Raw genomic sequence first — 15,820 nt, 5'->3', positions numbered from 1 at the left:
CATAACCTACTGGAGGGATTTCTTTGAAAATTGGAATTATTGGCGGAGGAGTTGTTGGCTCAACCGCTGCTTTTTATTTACAACAATCAGGCAAACATCAGGTAATGCTACTTGATGATGGTTTTGGTCAAGCAACAAGTGCGGCAGCTGGTATTATTTCTCCGTGGCTCTCACAAAGGCGCAACAAGGCATGGTATGAATTAGCAAGAGAAGGAGCAAAATTTTACCCTGAGTTGCTAGAAGATCTCACACAGTTTGTATCTGGATTTTCCCCTTCTCTCTACGCTAAAGTAGGGACACTTCTATTCAAAAAAAATGAAAAATTACTCCAAAAATTAGAAAAAATAGCTGGCGAAAGAAAAAAAGAGGCACCAGAGATTGGAGAAATTGTTCGCTTATCTCCTGAACAAATAAAAAAAAGATTCCCACTGTTAGAGCCCCAAACTGATGCTCTATACATATCAGGGGGAGCAAGAGTAGATGGAGCACTGCTCATTAAAACGTTAAAACAGGCATTTATTCGGACTGGCGGAGAATTTAGACAGAGCAAAGTAACAGGCATTGAGCCTCAGCTAGATAAGTGGGACGTTTACTTGAACCAAGAGCGATTAGCATTTGATTTTTTAATTCTTGCGACTGGTGCTTGGCTACCTTCCTTACTTGAACCTTTAGGATTTACCGTTGATGTTAGACCACAAAAAGGACAGCTAGTGGGGCTTCAAACCAAGCTCCAGACTCATACTTGGCCAGTCGTAATGCCTCAGGGCGAAGGCGACCTAATTCCTTCTCAAAATGGAGAACTCCTCGTTGGGGCCACACACGAGAATGATCAAGCATTTGACTTATCTTTTGACTCTAAAAAAATTCATGAGTTAATTGTCCACGCTTCCGATTTAGCACCAAAAATCGCAAGCTTCAAACAGGAATTTATTCGAACTGGTACACGTGCTTATACGTCCGACTATTTACCTTTTTTTGGCGCTCCTGATTCTACTAAGCACTTATATGTTGCAAGTGGTCTTGGCTCTTCTGGTTTGACGACTGGACCAATTATCGGAAAAATGCTGGCACAAAAGCTTTTAGAACAAAAAACTACTTTGTCTTTTAAATGTTATACTCCCGGTTCTTACATAACCAAAAAAGAGAAATAGCAAACTTACGATTTTTATGCTAAACTATTATCAAACAATAATAGGAGATGGAAACTATGGGATTGACTTTTAAACGTCAGGATTCATTAGACGAAATGTTTGATAAATTTGCGATTGACCCAGATAAAAAAGAAAAAGTTGAAGAATCAAGCAACGACAAGGAAAAAAACAAAAAAGAAACGAAAAAATAGCAAGCTGAGAGAGTCTTCTCAGCTTGCTATTTTTTAATTTTTTTGAATGGGTCGATGGCTGTTCATTTTACTATCAATATGAGCCAAATTCTTCGTTGCAACCTCTTCAAAAGGAATATTTGCCCAGTCTGATATTTGACTTACATACCAAAGGACATCCCCCAATTCTTTGATTAAAGCATCCCGATTTAGCTCTTGGCTTTCAAAGGTGTACTTTTGGATTTGCTCAAGTACTGCTCCTGTTTCGCTTGCCAAGCCCAAAGCACAGTTAGTCAAAACCTGTTCTGTCCCATAAAGTGTCCGATTAGCTAATTCTTGATATTCATTAAATTCCATCGTTTCTCATTCCTTATTCCCCGCGTCATCTGCTGGAAGTTCTAAATAGGCTTCAATAACAGACCAAGCTTGTTCTTTTCCTTGTTTTGTTTCAGATGAAAATAAAATAAAATGATCATTCCCATCAAAATTCAGTGATTTTTTAATCATGCTCTCGTGTTTATTCCATTTCCCTCTAGGAATCTTATCTGCTTTTGTTGCTACTACAATCACTGGAATATCATAATATTTTAGAAATTCATACATTTGCACATCTTCTTTAGATGGCGCATGCCTAACATCTATCAAAGAAATAACTGCTCTAAGTTGTGACCGCTGTGTGAGATAGGTTTCAATCATCTTGCCCCATTTTGCACGTTCTGTTTTTGATACTTTTGCATAACCATATCCAGGAACATCGACAAAATGAAAACTATTTTCAATGAGGTAAAAATTTAGCGTTTGGGTTTTACCTGGTTTACTAGAAGTTCTAGCCAAGTTTTTTCGTTCCAACAATGTATTGATAAAAGAAGACTTGCCAACATTGGACCTTCCAGCTAAAGCAATCTCTGGAATATCCGTTTCTGGATATTGCTTTTTATCAACCGCACTAATCACGATATCTGCATGATGAACTTTCATCCCTTCACCTCTTTCTCAAAAATTAATTCTCCACTATTGTACCATAGTTTAAAAAAGCTACCTACAGAATGCTAAAAAAAACTGTTGCGAAACATAAGTTGTTTCACGTTCTATCAATTTTCTTTTTGTTGTTTTTCGTACAAGTCATCTGGAATTCTGGTGATATAGGGACTGGGTTCCCCAATTACGAATACTGTCAGTTGGTGCATCGCTCGAGAGCAAATCGTATAGAGTGTATTTTTAGCCTCAGAAGTGCTGTAATTGTCTTTTGAAGCATTCCACACAATCACCTCATCAAATTCAAGACCTTTTGCATAAAATGCTGGAATGATCAGCACATCAGCACTAGGATTACTGGTTTCATTTTTGATTAGCTTTACTGAAATTTGCTCTTTGATTAACTCATAAACCGTTTGACATTCTTGCATCGTTTTGCCGATAATCACCGTTCTACCTGCTTGTCTTTTTTGTGATTGAATCTGTTGCACAATCGCATGCGCCATCAGCTGTTCATTTGCTACGCTTTTAAGTGTTGGCTTTTGTCCGCTACGGCCATATGCTTTTACATTTTCCACTTTTTCTCCTAGTATAGCCAAAGAAAACAAATTAATCTCTTGCGTCGAACGATAACTAGTTGTTAATTGGATTTTTTTCGTCTGCTCTTTTGAAAATAAATAAGGCAATTCTTGTAAAACATCCCTTTTCCCGTATAGACTTTGGTTTAAATCACCACATAAAGTAAATTTAGCATTTGGATATAAAGCCTTAAGCAATGCTAACTCTGGGAAAGTATAATCTTGAATTTCATCAATAAAAATATAGCGATAGGCATTTTTAGGCGTAAAATCTAAAAAAGCTTTTCGAAGCCAGACACAAATGGTGGCATCTACAAGAGACAGTTTTTTGTCAATCAGACTTAGTCGCGTCATTTCGATATCACTTTTCCAGGCTGCAGCTGATATCGAATTTGAGTCTAAAAAGTCAAGAATTCGAGTCAATAAATGTAAGTATTGCTTACGTAAATTCCAAAAACTCATCCTGCGAATCTTTTTCACTACAGTAGCATATTTTTTTGATACAATCTCTCTAGCAGCTTCTTCTTGAACTGCATCCATCGAAAAGAAGGTCTTATCAATTTGCTCTTGTTCAATTTTTTGAATGACTTGCTCACTAATTAATTCCACTTCTTTTTCTACCCATTCTGCCTTCATTTCCTGGGATTTTTTTTCTTCTACTTTTTGGAGCAATAGCTGCTGCAGCTTTTTCATTCTTTCATTTATGGGCAATTTGACATTTATTTTTCTATATAATGCTTTTAAATCTTGCTTGGAAAAAACAATCTCTTCCTCGAGCTTAATCGTATTCCACTGGATGCCACGAGTCGCCAAACTTTCAAGATAGAGAGGCAATGCTTCAAAAAAACTCCGACTCTTTTTAATCGCTTTTACTTGGTCATTCCCCGACAATTCATTTTCTTTTAGTTGAGCAAAATCTTTTTTCAAGGAATCGATTTTTATTCCTGGTAAATATTGCTGAATAAACTCCCGATAAGATTTTGTTTTTAATTCTGCTTCACCGAGAGAAGGCAAAACATTGGCAATATACTCACTAAAAAGGCGATTAGGCGAGAATAACAGAATATCTTTCATCGAAATTTTTTCACGAAAATGATAAAGTAAGTAAGCCACTCGCTGAAGCATCGCAGATGTTTTTCCACTTCCAGCTACTCCTTGAACCACCAATACTGGAGTATATAAATCTCGGACTACTTCATTTTGTTCCTTTTGGATTGTGGCAACAATGTTATTCATGCGCGAACTTGACTTTTGGCCTAAAACTTCTAGTAAGACCTCATCTCCAATCGTTTCTATCGTGTCTGCAAAGCTTTCAAGCTCTCCATCTTCAATAATGTATTGTCGCTTTCGCTCCACTATCACTTCTTGTTCACCTGAAACACTAGGATATTTTGCTTCGCCTAATTTCCCTTCGTAATATAAATGTGCAATAGGAGCCCGCCAGTCATAAATCCGATAATCCCCAAGCTGATGATTTTTTAAAGAAGAAATCCCTAAATAAATTTTCTCTGTTTGCTCCTCATCTTCCTCATGAAAATCTACTCGACCAAAGTAAGGCTTGGGCTCCATTTTATTGAGAATCGAGAGCCGTTCGCGTTTTTGTGTCAGCAAGAATCCATCTACGGAAAGTGTTTGTTCCTTTTCACGGATTGAAAAAGAAGTTTCCATGAGCGCTCCAATTGAGCCGGCTTGAATTTTGAGCTGACCATTTTCTTCCAAGTGAGCTTTATGACCAGCTTCAACTTCGGTTAATTCAGCTTGTATACTTGCTTTTTCTTCTACAATACTCGCGATTGTTTTGATCAAATATTGTTGTTCTTGTTGTTCTTGTTGTTCTTGTTGTTCTTGATTCATCCTTTTCTCCTTTTTAAGCAGTCCAGATTGATAGTTGTGCTGACAAGGAAAGAAAACTGCTAGCATCTGAGCAACTCAAATACTAACAGCTTCCATTCTATTCTACTGTGTTTTGTTCTTTGTCAAGCGTCCAAACTGGTTCTCCAGTTCCTTCAACTGTTTCTTTGGTGATGTTTACTTTTTTAATATCTTCACGTATTGGAACCTCATACATCGTGTCCATCATGGCCGTTTCGATAATGGAACGAAGCCCACGAGCACCCGTGTTCCTTTCAATTGCTAGATGCGCAATTGCTTTCAGTGCATCATCATCAAAGACGAGTTCCGTTTGATCAAGCGCCATTAACTTTTGATATTGTTTGACTAAAGCGTTCTTAGGTTCTGTTAATACCCGTACCAAATCCTCTTCTGTCAATTTTTCTAAAGCCGCCATAATCGGTAAACGTCCGATAAATTCTGGTATTAGACCAAATTTTAGCAAATCCTCTGGAATAATAGCTTGCATCAGACTTTGAGATTCATCACGTTTTTTGTTAGTCACGCCAAACCCAATTACTTTTTCCCCAAGACGGTTCTTTACAATCGTTTCAATCCCATCAAAGGCTCCACCGACAATAAAGAGAATATTCGTTGTATCAATTTGAATAAGCTCTTGTTGCGGATGTTTCCTGCCGCCTTGTGGTGGAACACTTGCAACTGTGCCCTCTAGTATTTTGAGCAGGGCTTGCTGTACACCTTCGCCCGAAACATCTCGTGTAATCGAAACATTTTCACTTTTCTTCGCTATTTTATCAATTTCATCAATATAGATAATTCCTTTTTGGGCTTTTTCTACGTTGAAATCAGCTGACTGTAAAAGTTTCAGCAAGATATTTTCGACATCTTCGCCGACATACCCCGCTTCCGTTAGATTGGTGGCATCTGCAATGGCAAATGGAACGTTAAGACTTCTGGCTAAGGTTTGTGCCAGAAAGGTCTTTCCTGATCCTGTAGGTCCAATCAAGCAGATATTGCTTTTTTGAATTTCTACATCGTCATTGTTTGTTTCAGCTAAACTATTAATTCGCTTATAATGATTATAGACAGCAACAGCTAAAACTCTTTTCGCACGTTCTTGTCCAACAACATACTCATTAAGCTTGGTTAAGATTTCATTTGGTTTAGGAACTTCTAGAAACTCTTGAATTGATTCTTCATGAAGTTCTTCATCAATAATTTCTTTACATAATTCGATACATTCATTACAAATATATACTTCAGGACCAGCGACAATCTTCTTCACTTCATCTTGTGATTTGCCACAAAAAGAGCAACGTACTCCGCCGCTATTGTCTGAGCTATCGTACATATCTTTCCCTCCTTAATCAATGGAAGCAATCATTCATAAAAAATGATATGGCTTGTCTATTTCTACATATTATCACAAAAAGAAGCGGAAGCGAATTATTTGCTCGCTATCGTGAAAAAAAGAGCTTAGGTCAAAAATCAACCCTAGCTCCTTTTCACATACTTAGAAATAAACTTACGCTTCTTTAACAGTTTCAGTAATTTCTTCCAAAGCTTTTTTCATTGCAATATCATGTTTTAACATGTCTGGAGTCAACACATTACGAATTGCTGCTTCTTCCATATTGTATTGTTCTGCTAAGTCTTTGATTTCTGCATTTACTTCTTCATCAGTAGCCTCGAAACCTTCTTTAGCAGCAACTGCTTCAATTACCAAATTCGTTTTAGTACGAACTTCAGCTTCTTCTTCAAATTGTTTGTGTAAATCTGCTTCGGTTGTACCTGTTAGTTGATAGTACATTTCTGGTGATACACCTTGTTGTTTCATATTGTTTAAGAATTGATCCATACTACGGTGTACTTCATCATGTACCATTACATGTGGTAGCTCTACGATTTCAGCATTCGCAACTGCTTGTTGAATCGCAGCTTCTTTCACTGCTTCATCAGCAGCATTTGTTTTATTTTCTTCTAATTCTTTACGGATTTTTTCTTTTAATTCCGCTAAAGTTTCTACCTCATCATCCACATCTTTTGCAAATTCGTCATCAAGTTCTGGCAACTCTTTTGCTTTTACTTCATGAACTTTCACTTTAAAGACTGCTTTTGCACCTGCTAAGTCTTCTGCTTGGTATTCTTCTGGGAAAGTAACAGTAACATCAAGTTCTTCTCCAGCTTTTTTTCCTACTAATTGTTCTTCAAAACCAGGAATGAATGAACCTGAACCAAGTTCTAGAGAATGATTTTCACCTTTTCCGCCTTCAAAAGCAACTCCGTCTTTGAATCCTTCAAAGTCAATCACTACAGTATCGCCATTAGCAGCAGCTTCTTCTTCTTTCAGCACTAATTCTGCTTGTTGTTCTTGTTTTTGTTTTAGGTTTGCTTCAACATCTTCATCCGTAACTGTACGATCTTGTTTTTCAACAGTTAGGTTTTTGTATTCGCCCAATTTAACTTCAGGTTTTACAGTTACTTCTGCTGTAATGACCCAAGGTTGGCCTTCTTCCATGCTTTCAACATCAATCTTTGGTTGAGAAACAGCTTCAATGCCTGATTCTTTAACCGCAGCATCGTAACATTCTGGAAGTACTGCATTCAATGCGTCTTGGTATAAAGCAGCTTCTCCATACATTTTATTAAAGACTGTTCTAGATACCTTTCCTTTACGGAATCCAGGTACGTTTAGATTTTTTTTCACACGATCAAAAGCGACTTTCAAGCCTTTTTCAATTGTATCTGTATCGATTTCAAAAGTTAGCACACCATCATTTGTGCCTTTTTTTTCCCATTTGGCTGACATTAAAATTCCCTCCGAAATATCTTTTATTCACAATTCTATAATTCAATTGCATCCTTTACAATAGTACACTATCAACAAAGAAATGTAAACATTTTTACAATGAATTCCCTTTATCTAGTACTCGTTTACGAATAAAAAAAAGTTTGAATCAATAATTCGATTTCTTGAATCGTCTCAGTTAACACTAAAGGCTCCTGTTGAGACTGTGAACCAGTATATCTCTCTATTAATGCCTCTACCCAAGAATCGACATCTAAAACATACTGTTCAGGTCTAGGATAAATAATTGCAAACTGAAAATAAAGTTCTTCTTTCAACATCGAATAAAGAGTTGGATTGCTGTCTAGCAGCTTGTCTGCTAAGGTTTTATTCATTTTTCCAAATAAAGTAGACTCTGAAATAGTCTCCAGCTCTGCTGGAACAATTTGGAGCTTTCTATTTTTGTAGGTTAAATACACAAAAGATTTATCTAGTTTCAGCTCAACAAGCGTTTCTAAAATTGCAGCGCGAACAAGAGGATGAAAATCTGAATCTTCTAAAAAAGGCTCTAGGCTTTCTAGATAAATTTTTACGGGTACACTGTTTACGTGCGACAATCCTGTTAGTTGCTCAGCTCCTGTCATTGTTTCAAAACTATTTAACCATTTCCTCTGTTCTTGCATTTCTATAGTTGGAATTAAAGCTAATGCGCGTTCAAGCTGGACAATTCTTTCAAGAAACTCTCGCTTTTTTTTATTATTTGAAAGAAATCTCAAAGCTTTTCTGGCCTCTAGCGGATACTTATTTAGCAGTAATGTTTCGATTAATAAAGGAAGCTGTTTTTGCTGCGAAAAATAAGTAGTCTTCATTTCATTTGCTACTTTCAGAGCTCTTTTCACTTGATGTATCTGCAACAATGTATAAACTAAGCGTGTATTGATAGAAAAGTCTTGCTCCATTTCATACGCATTTTCAAAGTTTTCACAAGCAACATCATACTTTTCATTCAATAATGCCTCTTCACCAATTTCTTGATACCGTTTGAAATTTAATGGAAATGGAATTTGTTCCCCCATATTGTCACCCACTTCTCTTTTTTTTCGTTGTTGTTTAGAGAGAATAAAATGAGTTTGGGTAGCGCATTAGCATACCCAAACTCTTTTTAGATTTTAAAGTTAATCTTGCAATAATTCATAAATTTCCATTGCGACAAGGTCAATATCATCAAATTCATATCCTTGTTGTGCACCTGTTTCAGTTAGATCAAACATTTCACTACTACTATCATAGCTGACAACACAACGCTCATTTCCTTCTTTTTCAAAGCGACGAACTTGAATTTCGTTATCTTGTGCATCAATCATTGCCTCTAAACGTTTAATAATGGCAACCAATTGCGAATTTTTCATGGGGGATACCCTCCTTTGTAATCACGTTCTTGTACATTGTAGCAAACTATGTGCCATCCTGCATGAAAAAATGCTTTTTTTTTTAAACTTTTTTTTTTATTAATCAAATTTTAATTTTCATAAATTCCTTTGTTCCACCACAATTTAATTAACGCTTGCGTTCCATCATTTTCAAAACCCAAATGTGCTAATTCATCATACATTTTTTTGGCTTGTTCAGTTGCTGGTAATTGCACTTTCATTTTTTTTGCTTCATCTAGTGCAATTCCCAAATCTTTAATGAAATGTTTAACAAAGAAACCCGCAGAATAATCTTGTTGCAAAATACGTGGAGCATAATTAGTTAGTGACCAGTTTGCCGCGCTCCCCCCACCAACCGTATCCAGTACTTTCTCAACATCTAAGCCTGCATGTTGTGCGTAGACTAATAATTCTGTCATACCTGTCATAGTACCTGCAATCATAATTTGGTTTGCCATTTTAGTATGTTGCCCAGCACCAGGCCCACCTTGTAAGTTCACTTTGCTACTAAATACCTTAAATAAAGGCAAAAGCTCTTGATAAGTCTCGGTTTCACCACCAACCATTGTTGTAAGCGTCCCCTTTTGAGCTCCAATATCCCCACCAGAAACAGGAGCATCCAATGATTTAGCTCCCAATTCTTGGGCTTTTTTCTCGATTTTTATCGCAAGTGATGGTGTACTTGTTGTCATATCGACTAAATATTTACCTGTTACATCGGCAGAAAAAATCCCTTCTGCGCCATAATAAATCTTTTCTACATCTTGAGGATACCCAACCATGCTAAAAATCACATCACTATTTAGCGTGACTTCTTTGGGCGTTGCATTATAGGTAGCACCTAATTTGACTAGCTGATCCGTTTTACTTTTCGTACGATTGAAAACAGCCAACGTATGTCCTGCCTCTAGCAGATGTTGCCCGATAGAGGTACCCATTACTCCTGTACCGATAAATCCTATTTTTGTCATGCTTTTTCCCCCTTTTATTTCAATTCTATTATACGCTTTCTTGAACAAATGAAAAAGAAAAATCGATTGAATTTAGTTTTCAATCGATTTTTTCCGAAGTGATTTAGGTCGAAATACTAAAGTAACCAGACCTAAAACAATGCCCATATATAATGTAATAATCCGCCACAAAATGATGGCAAAAACTAACTTAGCTTTGACAAGGACGAATGTTCCAAATAGTAAAGTAAAGGTATATTCTGCTCCTCCTGCTCCTCCAGGTACTGGAAACAAAGAAATAATCAAAATAATAAATGCGTGCATAATTACTACATGAAAGAGACTAACATTTTGTATCCCTAGGCTTAGCAAAATAAAATAAGGGACAACATAATAAAAGGCTAATTGGAAAAATGTCAACACACACACCCGCAAGACTAATTTTTTTTGAGAGCGTATATATTTACTTTCTTCGTAAAAGTTTTCCATTTTTTGCAAAATTGATTGTTCCATTTTCAAGCCACGTTCTTCTGTTGTAAATTTTTTGACAAACTTCAAACAAAAATGAACAATTTTATTGGTCATCGGATACCAATACATCAGCATCAAGAGTACCACTACAACAATTACATGTATTAAGAAACCTAAAATAACAAACAATGATAGTGTATTTAGCTGTGTTTCAATAATTTTAAACCCAAAAATAACACAACCAATAAAATTCACAACAATTAGGACTTGATAAATAACGAATTTCATTAAACAAATGGAACCACTTACTCCTGGATCTACACCAGCTTGGCTAAGTGCTACAAGTTGAGCTGGCTGTCCTCCTGTTGAAAAAGGGGTAATAGAATTGAATAAATGCTCAATAAGTGGGATACGGTATACATGTGCAAAGGACAAATCTTTATTCTCTTTTTTAGAGAGAACTTGAATGACTCTGGCTTCCATTCCCCAATAGAACAACATACAAAGTGCTGCAATAAGCAACCAGCCCCAGTTCAGTTGACTAAATTCAGTCTTCATACTTTGCCAACTGATTTTTGAGAGTTCATGTGTGAGCACAAAAGCTCCCAAAATTACTACTAGAACGAGATAAAAACGATTTTTTTTACTCATGAAACTCTCCTTAAAGATTCATTACCAGCGTTTAAAAAGCTTAATCGAACTAGATTCTTCCGCTTGTTCTTTCGCTTTTTCCTGATAATAGCTTTGTGATTTTTGATAAAACAATAACATTTTTTCGCCAAAAGTGTCACTTGAAATGGCAGAAAGTGCCTCTTGTCTTTTCTGAGTATTGTCTTGGAATAAGTGCCCTTGTTTTAGATAAGCAAGGAAGGTAGCAGAAAATTCCTCATCTTGCTCAAAAGTCACTCCTAATGAACTATCTGTAAACAATTGATTTAAGTATTCGTTGCCTTTAACAACACATTTTACCCCCGATGCCATGGCTTCAATATAGGTCAGCCCTTGAGATTCAGAAGAAGAGCAACTAACAAAATAATCAGCCTGACGATAAAACTCTCCAACCAGTTCATTTGAAACCTCTCCAGAAAAAGTCACATAACTTGTGATCCCTTGCTGTTCACAAAGTTCTTCTAATGATTCTCGGTAAGGTCCATCCCCCACAACTAATAAGTGTACCTGACTTTCATCTTCATGAATCTCTTTCATCCCACTTAAAATTGCTTGAATGTTTTTTTCAAACGAAAGCCTGCTAAGAGAAAGCATTAGAATTTTATCACTTGCGATGCCAAACCTCTGCCGGACATCTATCTCATTTTCTCTTCGATGTTGCTCGAATTTGGCTAAGTTTACCCCTGTGGGAATGACTTCTTTCGGGACAGAAATATTATACTTGGAGAGCGTACTCACTACACGGTCACTCGGGCAGACAATCCCACTAAGATGATTACAAAATAAACGTGACAATTGCTTGACATGCCCTGGACGAATGACTTTCCCTTTTAAGACATAGTGTAAATAGTCTTCATACATTGTATGATACGTATGTACACACGGGATTTGCAGCTTCTTTGCAATGATTTTCCCTAAAATTCCTGTTCCAAATTCAGTGTGGGTATGAATAATATCTAAGTTTAATTCTTTCGCCACAGAATAAGCGTAGAGCATCCCTCTAACAACTACCCTTCTATCTTTAAACGACACGAAAGGAATACTAGGCATACGAATAATTCCATATTCAGAATCTGTTGCATTTGGATCAGTTGTCGTAAAAATATAAACCTCATGCCCTCGTTTTTCCAATTCATTTTTTAGAGTCTGAATAGATGTCGCTACGCCGCTAATTTGTGGAAAATACGTATCCGTAAAAAAGCCAATTTTCACCTTTTCTCCCCCCTTCTAAAAAAACTAATCATCACTTTGAACTGAAAAATGACGATGCTCGACCGCCGCTTGCTCTAAATAAAAATCATACCATATCTTACTCAAGTTTTCTTCGGAATACTTTTGAGCAGCTTTACGAGACTTTTTCTTATAAGAGTCAAAAAGTTCAGGATTCTTTGTCATATCATTTAGCATTTTGTGCATGTCTTGCATATCCTTAGCCGGTAAAAAATCTCCGTCAATAATCGATTGATACAATGGTAAATCGCGTAGCATTACAACTGCACCACAATTAAAGGCTTCTAAAATACACATTGGAAATAATTCATTATGAGATGGCAACAAAAAAGTGTCGCAAATATTGTAATAATCTACCAATTCTTCTCTGGAAATAATTCCTGTAAAAGTCATATTTTCAGGTGGATTCTCGTAAATTTCTTTGTATTTTTCGTACCCACTGCTCATCTTCCCAAATGAAAAACCACCTGCCCAAATGAATTGCATGTGCGGATTTTCTTTTGCTAATTCAACAAAATCATCGACCCCTTTGCGGTCCTGAATTTGCCCTGCACCAAACACAATAAAATCACTTTCTTTAAATCCTTTTGCTTTTTTGACAGAAGCCTTTTTTTCATCCTTATATTCATAAAACATCTTTTTAGAAACAAAATTAGGAATATACGTGATTTTTTCTTCTTTTATCCCCAACTCCATCAATATCGGAATAAAGCTAGGATTTACCACAACCAGATGATCCATTCGTTTATAAAAATCAACTAAATACCGGTAAAATACAACTTTTGCAATCCAAGGTAAATCTAAACTTCCTTCTAAAGTTTCAGGAACAAAATGGACATACCCAATCTTTCTGCCACGACTTTTTTTGAAAAAAGTTGAAAAATAAAAAGGCAAATCCACTGTATGATAATGTGTAATTTGTGTTTTTTTCATTTTATTAATACTAATTTCTAATGTATCTGGGAAGTTTTCTTCTAACATTTTCACCAAATCCAGATAAACACTTCCTACACCTTGACCTTTTACTTTATCCGCTGATGAAAACATGTTGATTGTTAACACGTCTATCACTCCCATCAATTCTATAGACAACCAACCTATAAACTCTTTTTCACAATTGCACTGTTCGCATGAACATTCCCAACTATTATAACATAAAAGACTACTAAAGTTGAGAAAAACTAAATTTTGTACAACAAAAAAGCGAGATGAAAGTCATCTCGCTTTTTAAGGTTTCGCTTTATTCAGCTGTGTATTCGTTTACTAATGCAACAACTTCATCAGCCGTATCACACTCATTAATTGCCTTTTGAGCGAGCTCGCTCATCTTAGCAGTATCTAAGCGTTTCATTAGACTACGTGTTTTTAGAATACTTGTTGCGCTCATTGAAAACTCATCTAAGCCAAGTCCAACAAGTAAAGGAACAGCGATTTGATCGCCAGCCATTTCGCCACACATACCAGCCCATTTACCTTCAGCATGAGCTGATTCAATAACATTTTTGATTAAACGTAAAATTGATGGGTTGTAAGGTTGGTACAAGTATGACACCTTCTCATTCATACGATCGGCAGCCATTGTATATTGAATCAAATCATTGGTTCCAACACTAAAGAAGTCAACTTCTTTCGCAAATTTATCAGCTATTACCGCTGCTGCTGGAATTTCAATCATAATCCCTACTTGAATATTGTCAGAAACTTTTGTTCCTTCTTTTTCAAGTTTTGCTTTTTCTTCATCAAGAAGTGCTTTTGCTGCTCTAAACTCTTGAAGAGTTGCAATCATTGGAAACATAATCCGTAACTGGCCATGTACAGATGCGCGAAGCAATGCACGAAGCTGCGTACGGAACATATCATCTCTATCTAAACATACTCGAATTGCTCGGTAGCCTAAAAATGGGTTCATTTCGTGTGGCAATTTAAGATAAGGAAGTTCTTTATCGCCACCAATGTCCATTGTACGGACAACGACTGGCTTCCCTTCCATTCCTTCAAGAACCGCACTATACGCTTTGTATTGTTCATCTTCTGTTGGAAAATCAGGAGAATCCATGTACAAGAATTCTGTACGGTACAATCCAACTGCTTCCCCACCATTTGAGATTACACCTTCTAAGTCTTTTGGTGTACCAATATTAGCAGCTAACTCAAAATGTTTGCCATCCGCTGTCACTGTTTGGGCATTTTTCAATTTTTCCCATTCAGCTTTTTGATCTGCAAACGCTTTTGCTTTTGCTTGAAAATCTTTCGTTTGTTCGTCACTAGGATGAACAATAACATCTCCTTCAATCCCGTTAACCGCTAACATATCTCCTTCTTTTACAATTGAAGTGATTTTTTCTGTTCCGACGATTGCTGGAATTTCTAGAGAACGAGCCATGATTGCAGAATGTGATGTTCTTCCACCAATATCTGTAACAAAAGCCTTTACATATTTACGATCTAGTTGAGCAGTATCACTTGGTGTCAAATCATGTGCAATAACGATTACTTCCTCATCAATCATCGCTGGATTTGGTAGCGTAACGCCTAACAGATGGCTAAGTATACGCTTGGTCACATCTTTGATATCTGCTGCGCGTTCTTGCATATAAGGATTGTCATGCATGCCTTCAAACATACTAATGAACATATCTGTTACATCTTTTAAAGCAGATTCCGCATTTACTTTATTATCACGAATGTTACTTTCAATACTGCTTACCATCTCAGGATCAGATAGTACCATCAAATGAGCATCAAAAACTTGCGCTTCTGATTCCCCTAACGTTTCAACAGCTTTATCGCGAATTTTTTGTAAATCATCTGTTGATTTTTGTAACGCGTCTTTTAAACGTTTTACTTCACCCTCAGAATCATCTACGGATTTTTTGTCAAAAGATAAATCAGGTTGAATTAATCGGTATGCTTTGGCGATTGCGATGCCATCACTTGCTGCAATTCCTTTTAATAATTCAGTCATTATTCTGACAAACCTTCTTTAACCATAGTATCTGCAATTGCAGCAAGTGCATCCGCTTCATCTGCGCCATCAGCAGTAATTGTTACGTCAGCACCTTGGCCAACTCCTAAAGACATAACACCCATAATTGATTTTAAGTTAACAGATTTTCCTTTATATTCTAAGTTAACATCGGCATTAAATTTGCTTGCTGCTTGCACTAATAAAGTAGCTGGACGAGCATGAATTCCTGTATCTGCAATAATGTGAAAATCTTTTTTTTCCATAATAATCGTTCTCCTTTGTTTTCGGTTAGTTTTAGGATTACCAAGCATTAAGCTAAATTTTCATTTAATAAATGGAACCCCTTCAATTTTAAAGATTACCATTTTTTTTGATTTCTTACAACCGTTTTATATTAGTTTTTTTCTAAATTTGTATTATTCAATTTTCCACTAAGTTTTTTGGTAAAAAGACAGCCGTTTCTAAGCATTCATTTCAATTTGAGGAAACATGACGCAGTTCTTGATTTTTGTAATCACATTTCTTGATTCTCCCTATAAAAATGCTATAATTAGTTTATGGTCAAAAATGGTCAATAATATTTTTGATT

Annotated in this window: 15 protein-coding genes; 2 read left to right on the top strand and 13 right to left on the bottom strand. The window is 36.3% G+C overall.

The window, feature by feature from the left end; all coding sequences use genetic code 11:
* Positions 1-23 precede the first annotated feature (23 nt).
* The gene (locus CBF30_RS02190) at positions 24-1,151 is read left to right on the top strand and encodes an NAD(P)/FAD-dependent oxidoreductase (RefSeq protein ID WP_170168909.1); all 1,128 of its coding nucleotides are present in this window, start codon (positions 24-26) and stop codon (positions 1,149-1,151) included.
* A gap of 56 nt (positions 1,152-1,207) precedes the next feature.
* A complete protein-coding gene (locus CBF30_RS12050; protein ID WP_281273570.1) occupies positions 1,208-1,342 on the top strand; it encodes an SPJ_0845 family protein in 135 nt (44 codons plus the stop codon).
* Between the two features lie 33 nt (positions 1,343-1,375).
* On the opposite strand, the gene CBF30_RS02185 is transcribed toward CBF30_RS12050, so the two are convergent.
* From CBF30_RS02185 to CBF30_RS02125, 13 genes are all read right to left on the bottom strand, one after another.
* Entirely contained in the window at positions 1,376-1,678 is a 303-nt protein-coding gene (locus CBF30_RS02185; RefSeq protein ID WP_126822317.1) for a nucleoside triphosphate pyrophosphohydrolase family protein, read from the bottom strand.
* Positions 1,679-1,684: 6 nt separating this feature from the next.
* Positions 1,685-2,299 (bottom strand): ribosome biogenesis GTP-binding protein YihA/YsxC, encoded by a 615-nt coding sequence (yihA, locus tag CBF30_RS02180; protein ID WP_126822315.1) that lies wholly within the window; start codon positions 2,297-2,299, stop codon positions 1,685-1,687.
* Positions 2,300-2,412: 113 nt separating this feature from the next.
* A complete protein-coding gene (gene helD / locus CBF30_RS02175) occupies positions 2,413-4,728 on the bottom strand; it encodes an RNA polymerase recycling motor HelD (RefSeq protein WP_170168908.1) in 2,316 nt (771 codons plus the stop codon).
* Between the two features lie 97 nt (positions 4,729-4,825).
* The gene (gene clpX / locus CBF30_RS02170) at positions 4,826-6,076 is read right to left on the bottom strand and encodes an ATP-dependent Clp protease ATP-binding subunit ClpX (protein WP_126822311.1); all 1,251 of its coding nucleotides are present in this window, start codon (positions 6,074-6,076) and stop codon (positions 4,826-4,828) included.
* Between the two features lie 174 nt (positions 6,077-6,250).
* Complete coding sequence (gene tig, locus CBF30_RS02165; protein ID WP_126822309.1) at positions 6,251-7,534, bottom strand: trigger factor; 1,284 nt, start codon at positions 7,532-7,534, stop codon at positions 6,251-6,253.
* Positions 7,535-7,659: 125 nt separating this feature from the next.
* Entirely contained in the window at positions 7,660-8,589 is a 930-nt protein-coding gene (locus CBF30_RS02160) for a hypothetical protein (RefSeq protein ID WP_126822307.1), read from the bottom strand.
* 99 nt (positions 8,590-8,688) lie between these two features.
* Complete coding sequence (locus tag CBF30_RS02155) at positions 8,689-8,922, bottom strand: YkuJ family protein (RefSeq protein WP_126822305.1); 234 nt, start codon at positions 8,920-8,922, stop codon at positions 8,689-8,691.
* Between the two features lie 110 nt (positions 8,923-9,032).
* A complete protein-coding gene (locus tag CBF30_RS02150) occupies positions 9,033-9,914 on the bottom strand; it encodes an NAD(P)-dependent oxidoreductase (RefSeq protein WP_126822303.1) in 882 nt (293 codons plus the stop codon).
* Positions 9,915-9,986: 72 nt separating this feature from the next.
* Positions 9,987-11,015 (bottom strand): lysylphosphatidylglycerol synthase transmembrane domain-containing protein, encoded by a 1,029-nt coding sequence (locus tag CBF30_RS02145; protein ID WP_126822301.1) that lies wholly within the window; start codon positions 11,013-11,015, stop codon positions 9,987-9,989.
* A 21-nt stretch (positions 11,016-11,036) separates the two neighbouring features.
* Entirely contained in the window at positions 11,037-12,245 is a 1,209-nt protein-coding gene (locus tag CBF30_RS02140; protein WP_126822299.1) for a glycosyltransferase family 4 protein, read from the bottom strand.
* A 24-nt stretch (positions 12,246-12,269) separates the two neighbouring features.
* Entirely contained in the window at positions 12,270-13,325 is a 1,056-nt protein-coding gene (locus CBF30_RS02135; RefSeq protein ID WP_126822297.1) for a glycosyltransferase family 4 protein, read from the bottom strand.
* 178 nt (positions 13,326-13,503) lie between these two features.
* A complete protein-coding gene (ptsP, locus tag CBF30_RS02130; protein WP_126822295.1) occupies positions 13,504-15,228 on the bottom strand; it encodes a phosphoenolpyruvate--protein phosphotransferase in 1,725 nt (574 codons plus the stop codon).
* Positions 15,228-15,494, bottom strand: a complete 267-nt coding sequence (locus tag CBF30_RS02125) for a phosphocarrier protein HPr (RefSeq protein ID WP_126822293.1) — start codon at positions 15,492-15,494, stop codon at positions 15,228-15,230. Before CBF30_RS02125 ends, ptsP begins: the two co-directional genes overlap by 1 nt.
* Between the last annotated feature and the right edge of the window lie 326 nt (positions 15,495-15,820).

The organism is Vagococcus entomophilus (assembly GCF_003987595.1).
Taxonomy (GTDB): Bacteria; Bacillota; Bacilli; order Lactobacillales; family Vagococcaceae; genus Vagococcus_E; species Vagococcus_E entomophilus.
Note: the sequence above shows the minus strand (reverse complement) of the source record. Positions and strands in the feature narration are given on the sequence as shown.

What these genes read in the sequence shown, in the direction of transcription:
- CBF30_RS12050 (WP_281273570.1), top strand. Translation starts at nt 1,208, where the DNA reads ATGGGATTGACTTTTAAACGTCAGGATTCATTAGACGAAATGTTTGAT.
- CBF30_RS02185 (WP_126822317.1), bottom strand. Translation starts at nt 1,678, where the DNA reads ATGGAATTTAATGAATATCAAGAATTAGCTAATCGGACACTTTATGGG.
- yihA (WP_126822315.1), bottom strand. Translation starts at nt 2,299, where the DNA reads ATGAAAGTTCATCATGCAGATATCGTGATTAGTGCGGTTGATAAAAAG.
- helD (WP_170168908.1), bottom strand. Translation starts at nt 4,728, where the DNA reads ATGAATCAAGAACAACAAGAACAACAAGAACAACAAGAACAACAATAT.
- clpX (WP_126822311.1), bottom strand. Translation starts at nt 6,076, where the DNA reads ATGTACGATAGCTCAGACAATAGCGGCGGAGTACGTTGCTCTTTTTGT.
- tig (WP_126822309.1), bottom strand. Translation starts at nt 7,534, where the DNA reads ATGTCAGCCAAATGGGAAAAAAAAGGCACAAATGATGGTGTGCTAACT.
- CBF30_RS02160 (WP_126822307.1), bottom strand. Translation starts at nt 8,589, where the DNA reads ATGGGGGAACAAATTCCATTTCCATTAAATTTCAAACGGTATCAAGAA.
- CBF30_RS02155 (WP_126822305.1), bottom strand. Translation starts at nt 8,922, where the DNA reads ATGAAAAATTCGCAATTGGTTGCCATTATTAAACGTTTAGAGGCAATG.
- CBF30_RS02150 (WP_126822303.1), bottom strand. Translation starts at nt 9,914, where the DNA reads ATGACAAAAATAGGATTTATCGGTACAGGAGTAATGGGTACCTCTATC.
- CBF30_RS02145 (WP_126822301.1), bottom strand. Translation starts at nt 11,015, where the DNA reads ATGAGTAAAAAAAATCGTTTTTATCTCGTTCTAGTAGTAATTTTGGGA.
- ptsP (WP_126822295.1), bottom strand. Translation starts at nt 15,228, where the DNA reads ATGACTGAATTATTAAAAGGAATTGCAGCAAGTGATGGCATCGCAATC.
- CBF30_RS02125 (WP_126822293.1), bottom strand. Translation starts at nt 15,494, where the DNA reads ATGGAAAAAAAAGATTTTCACATTATTGCAGATACAGGAATTCATGCT.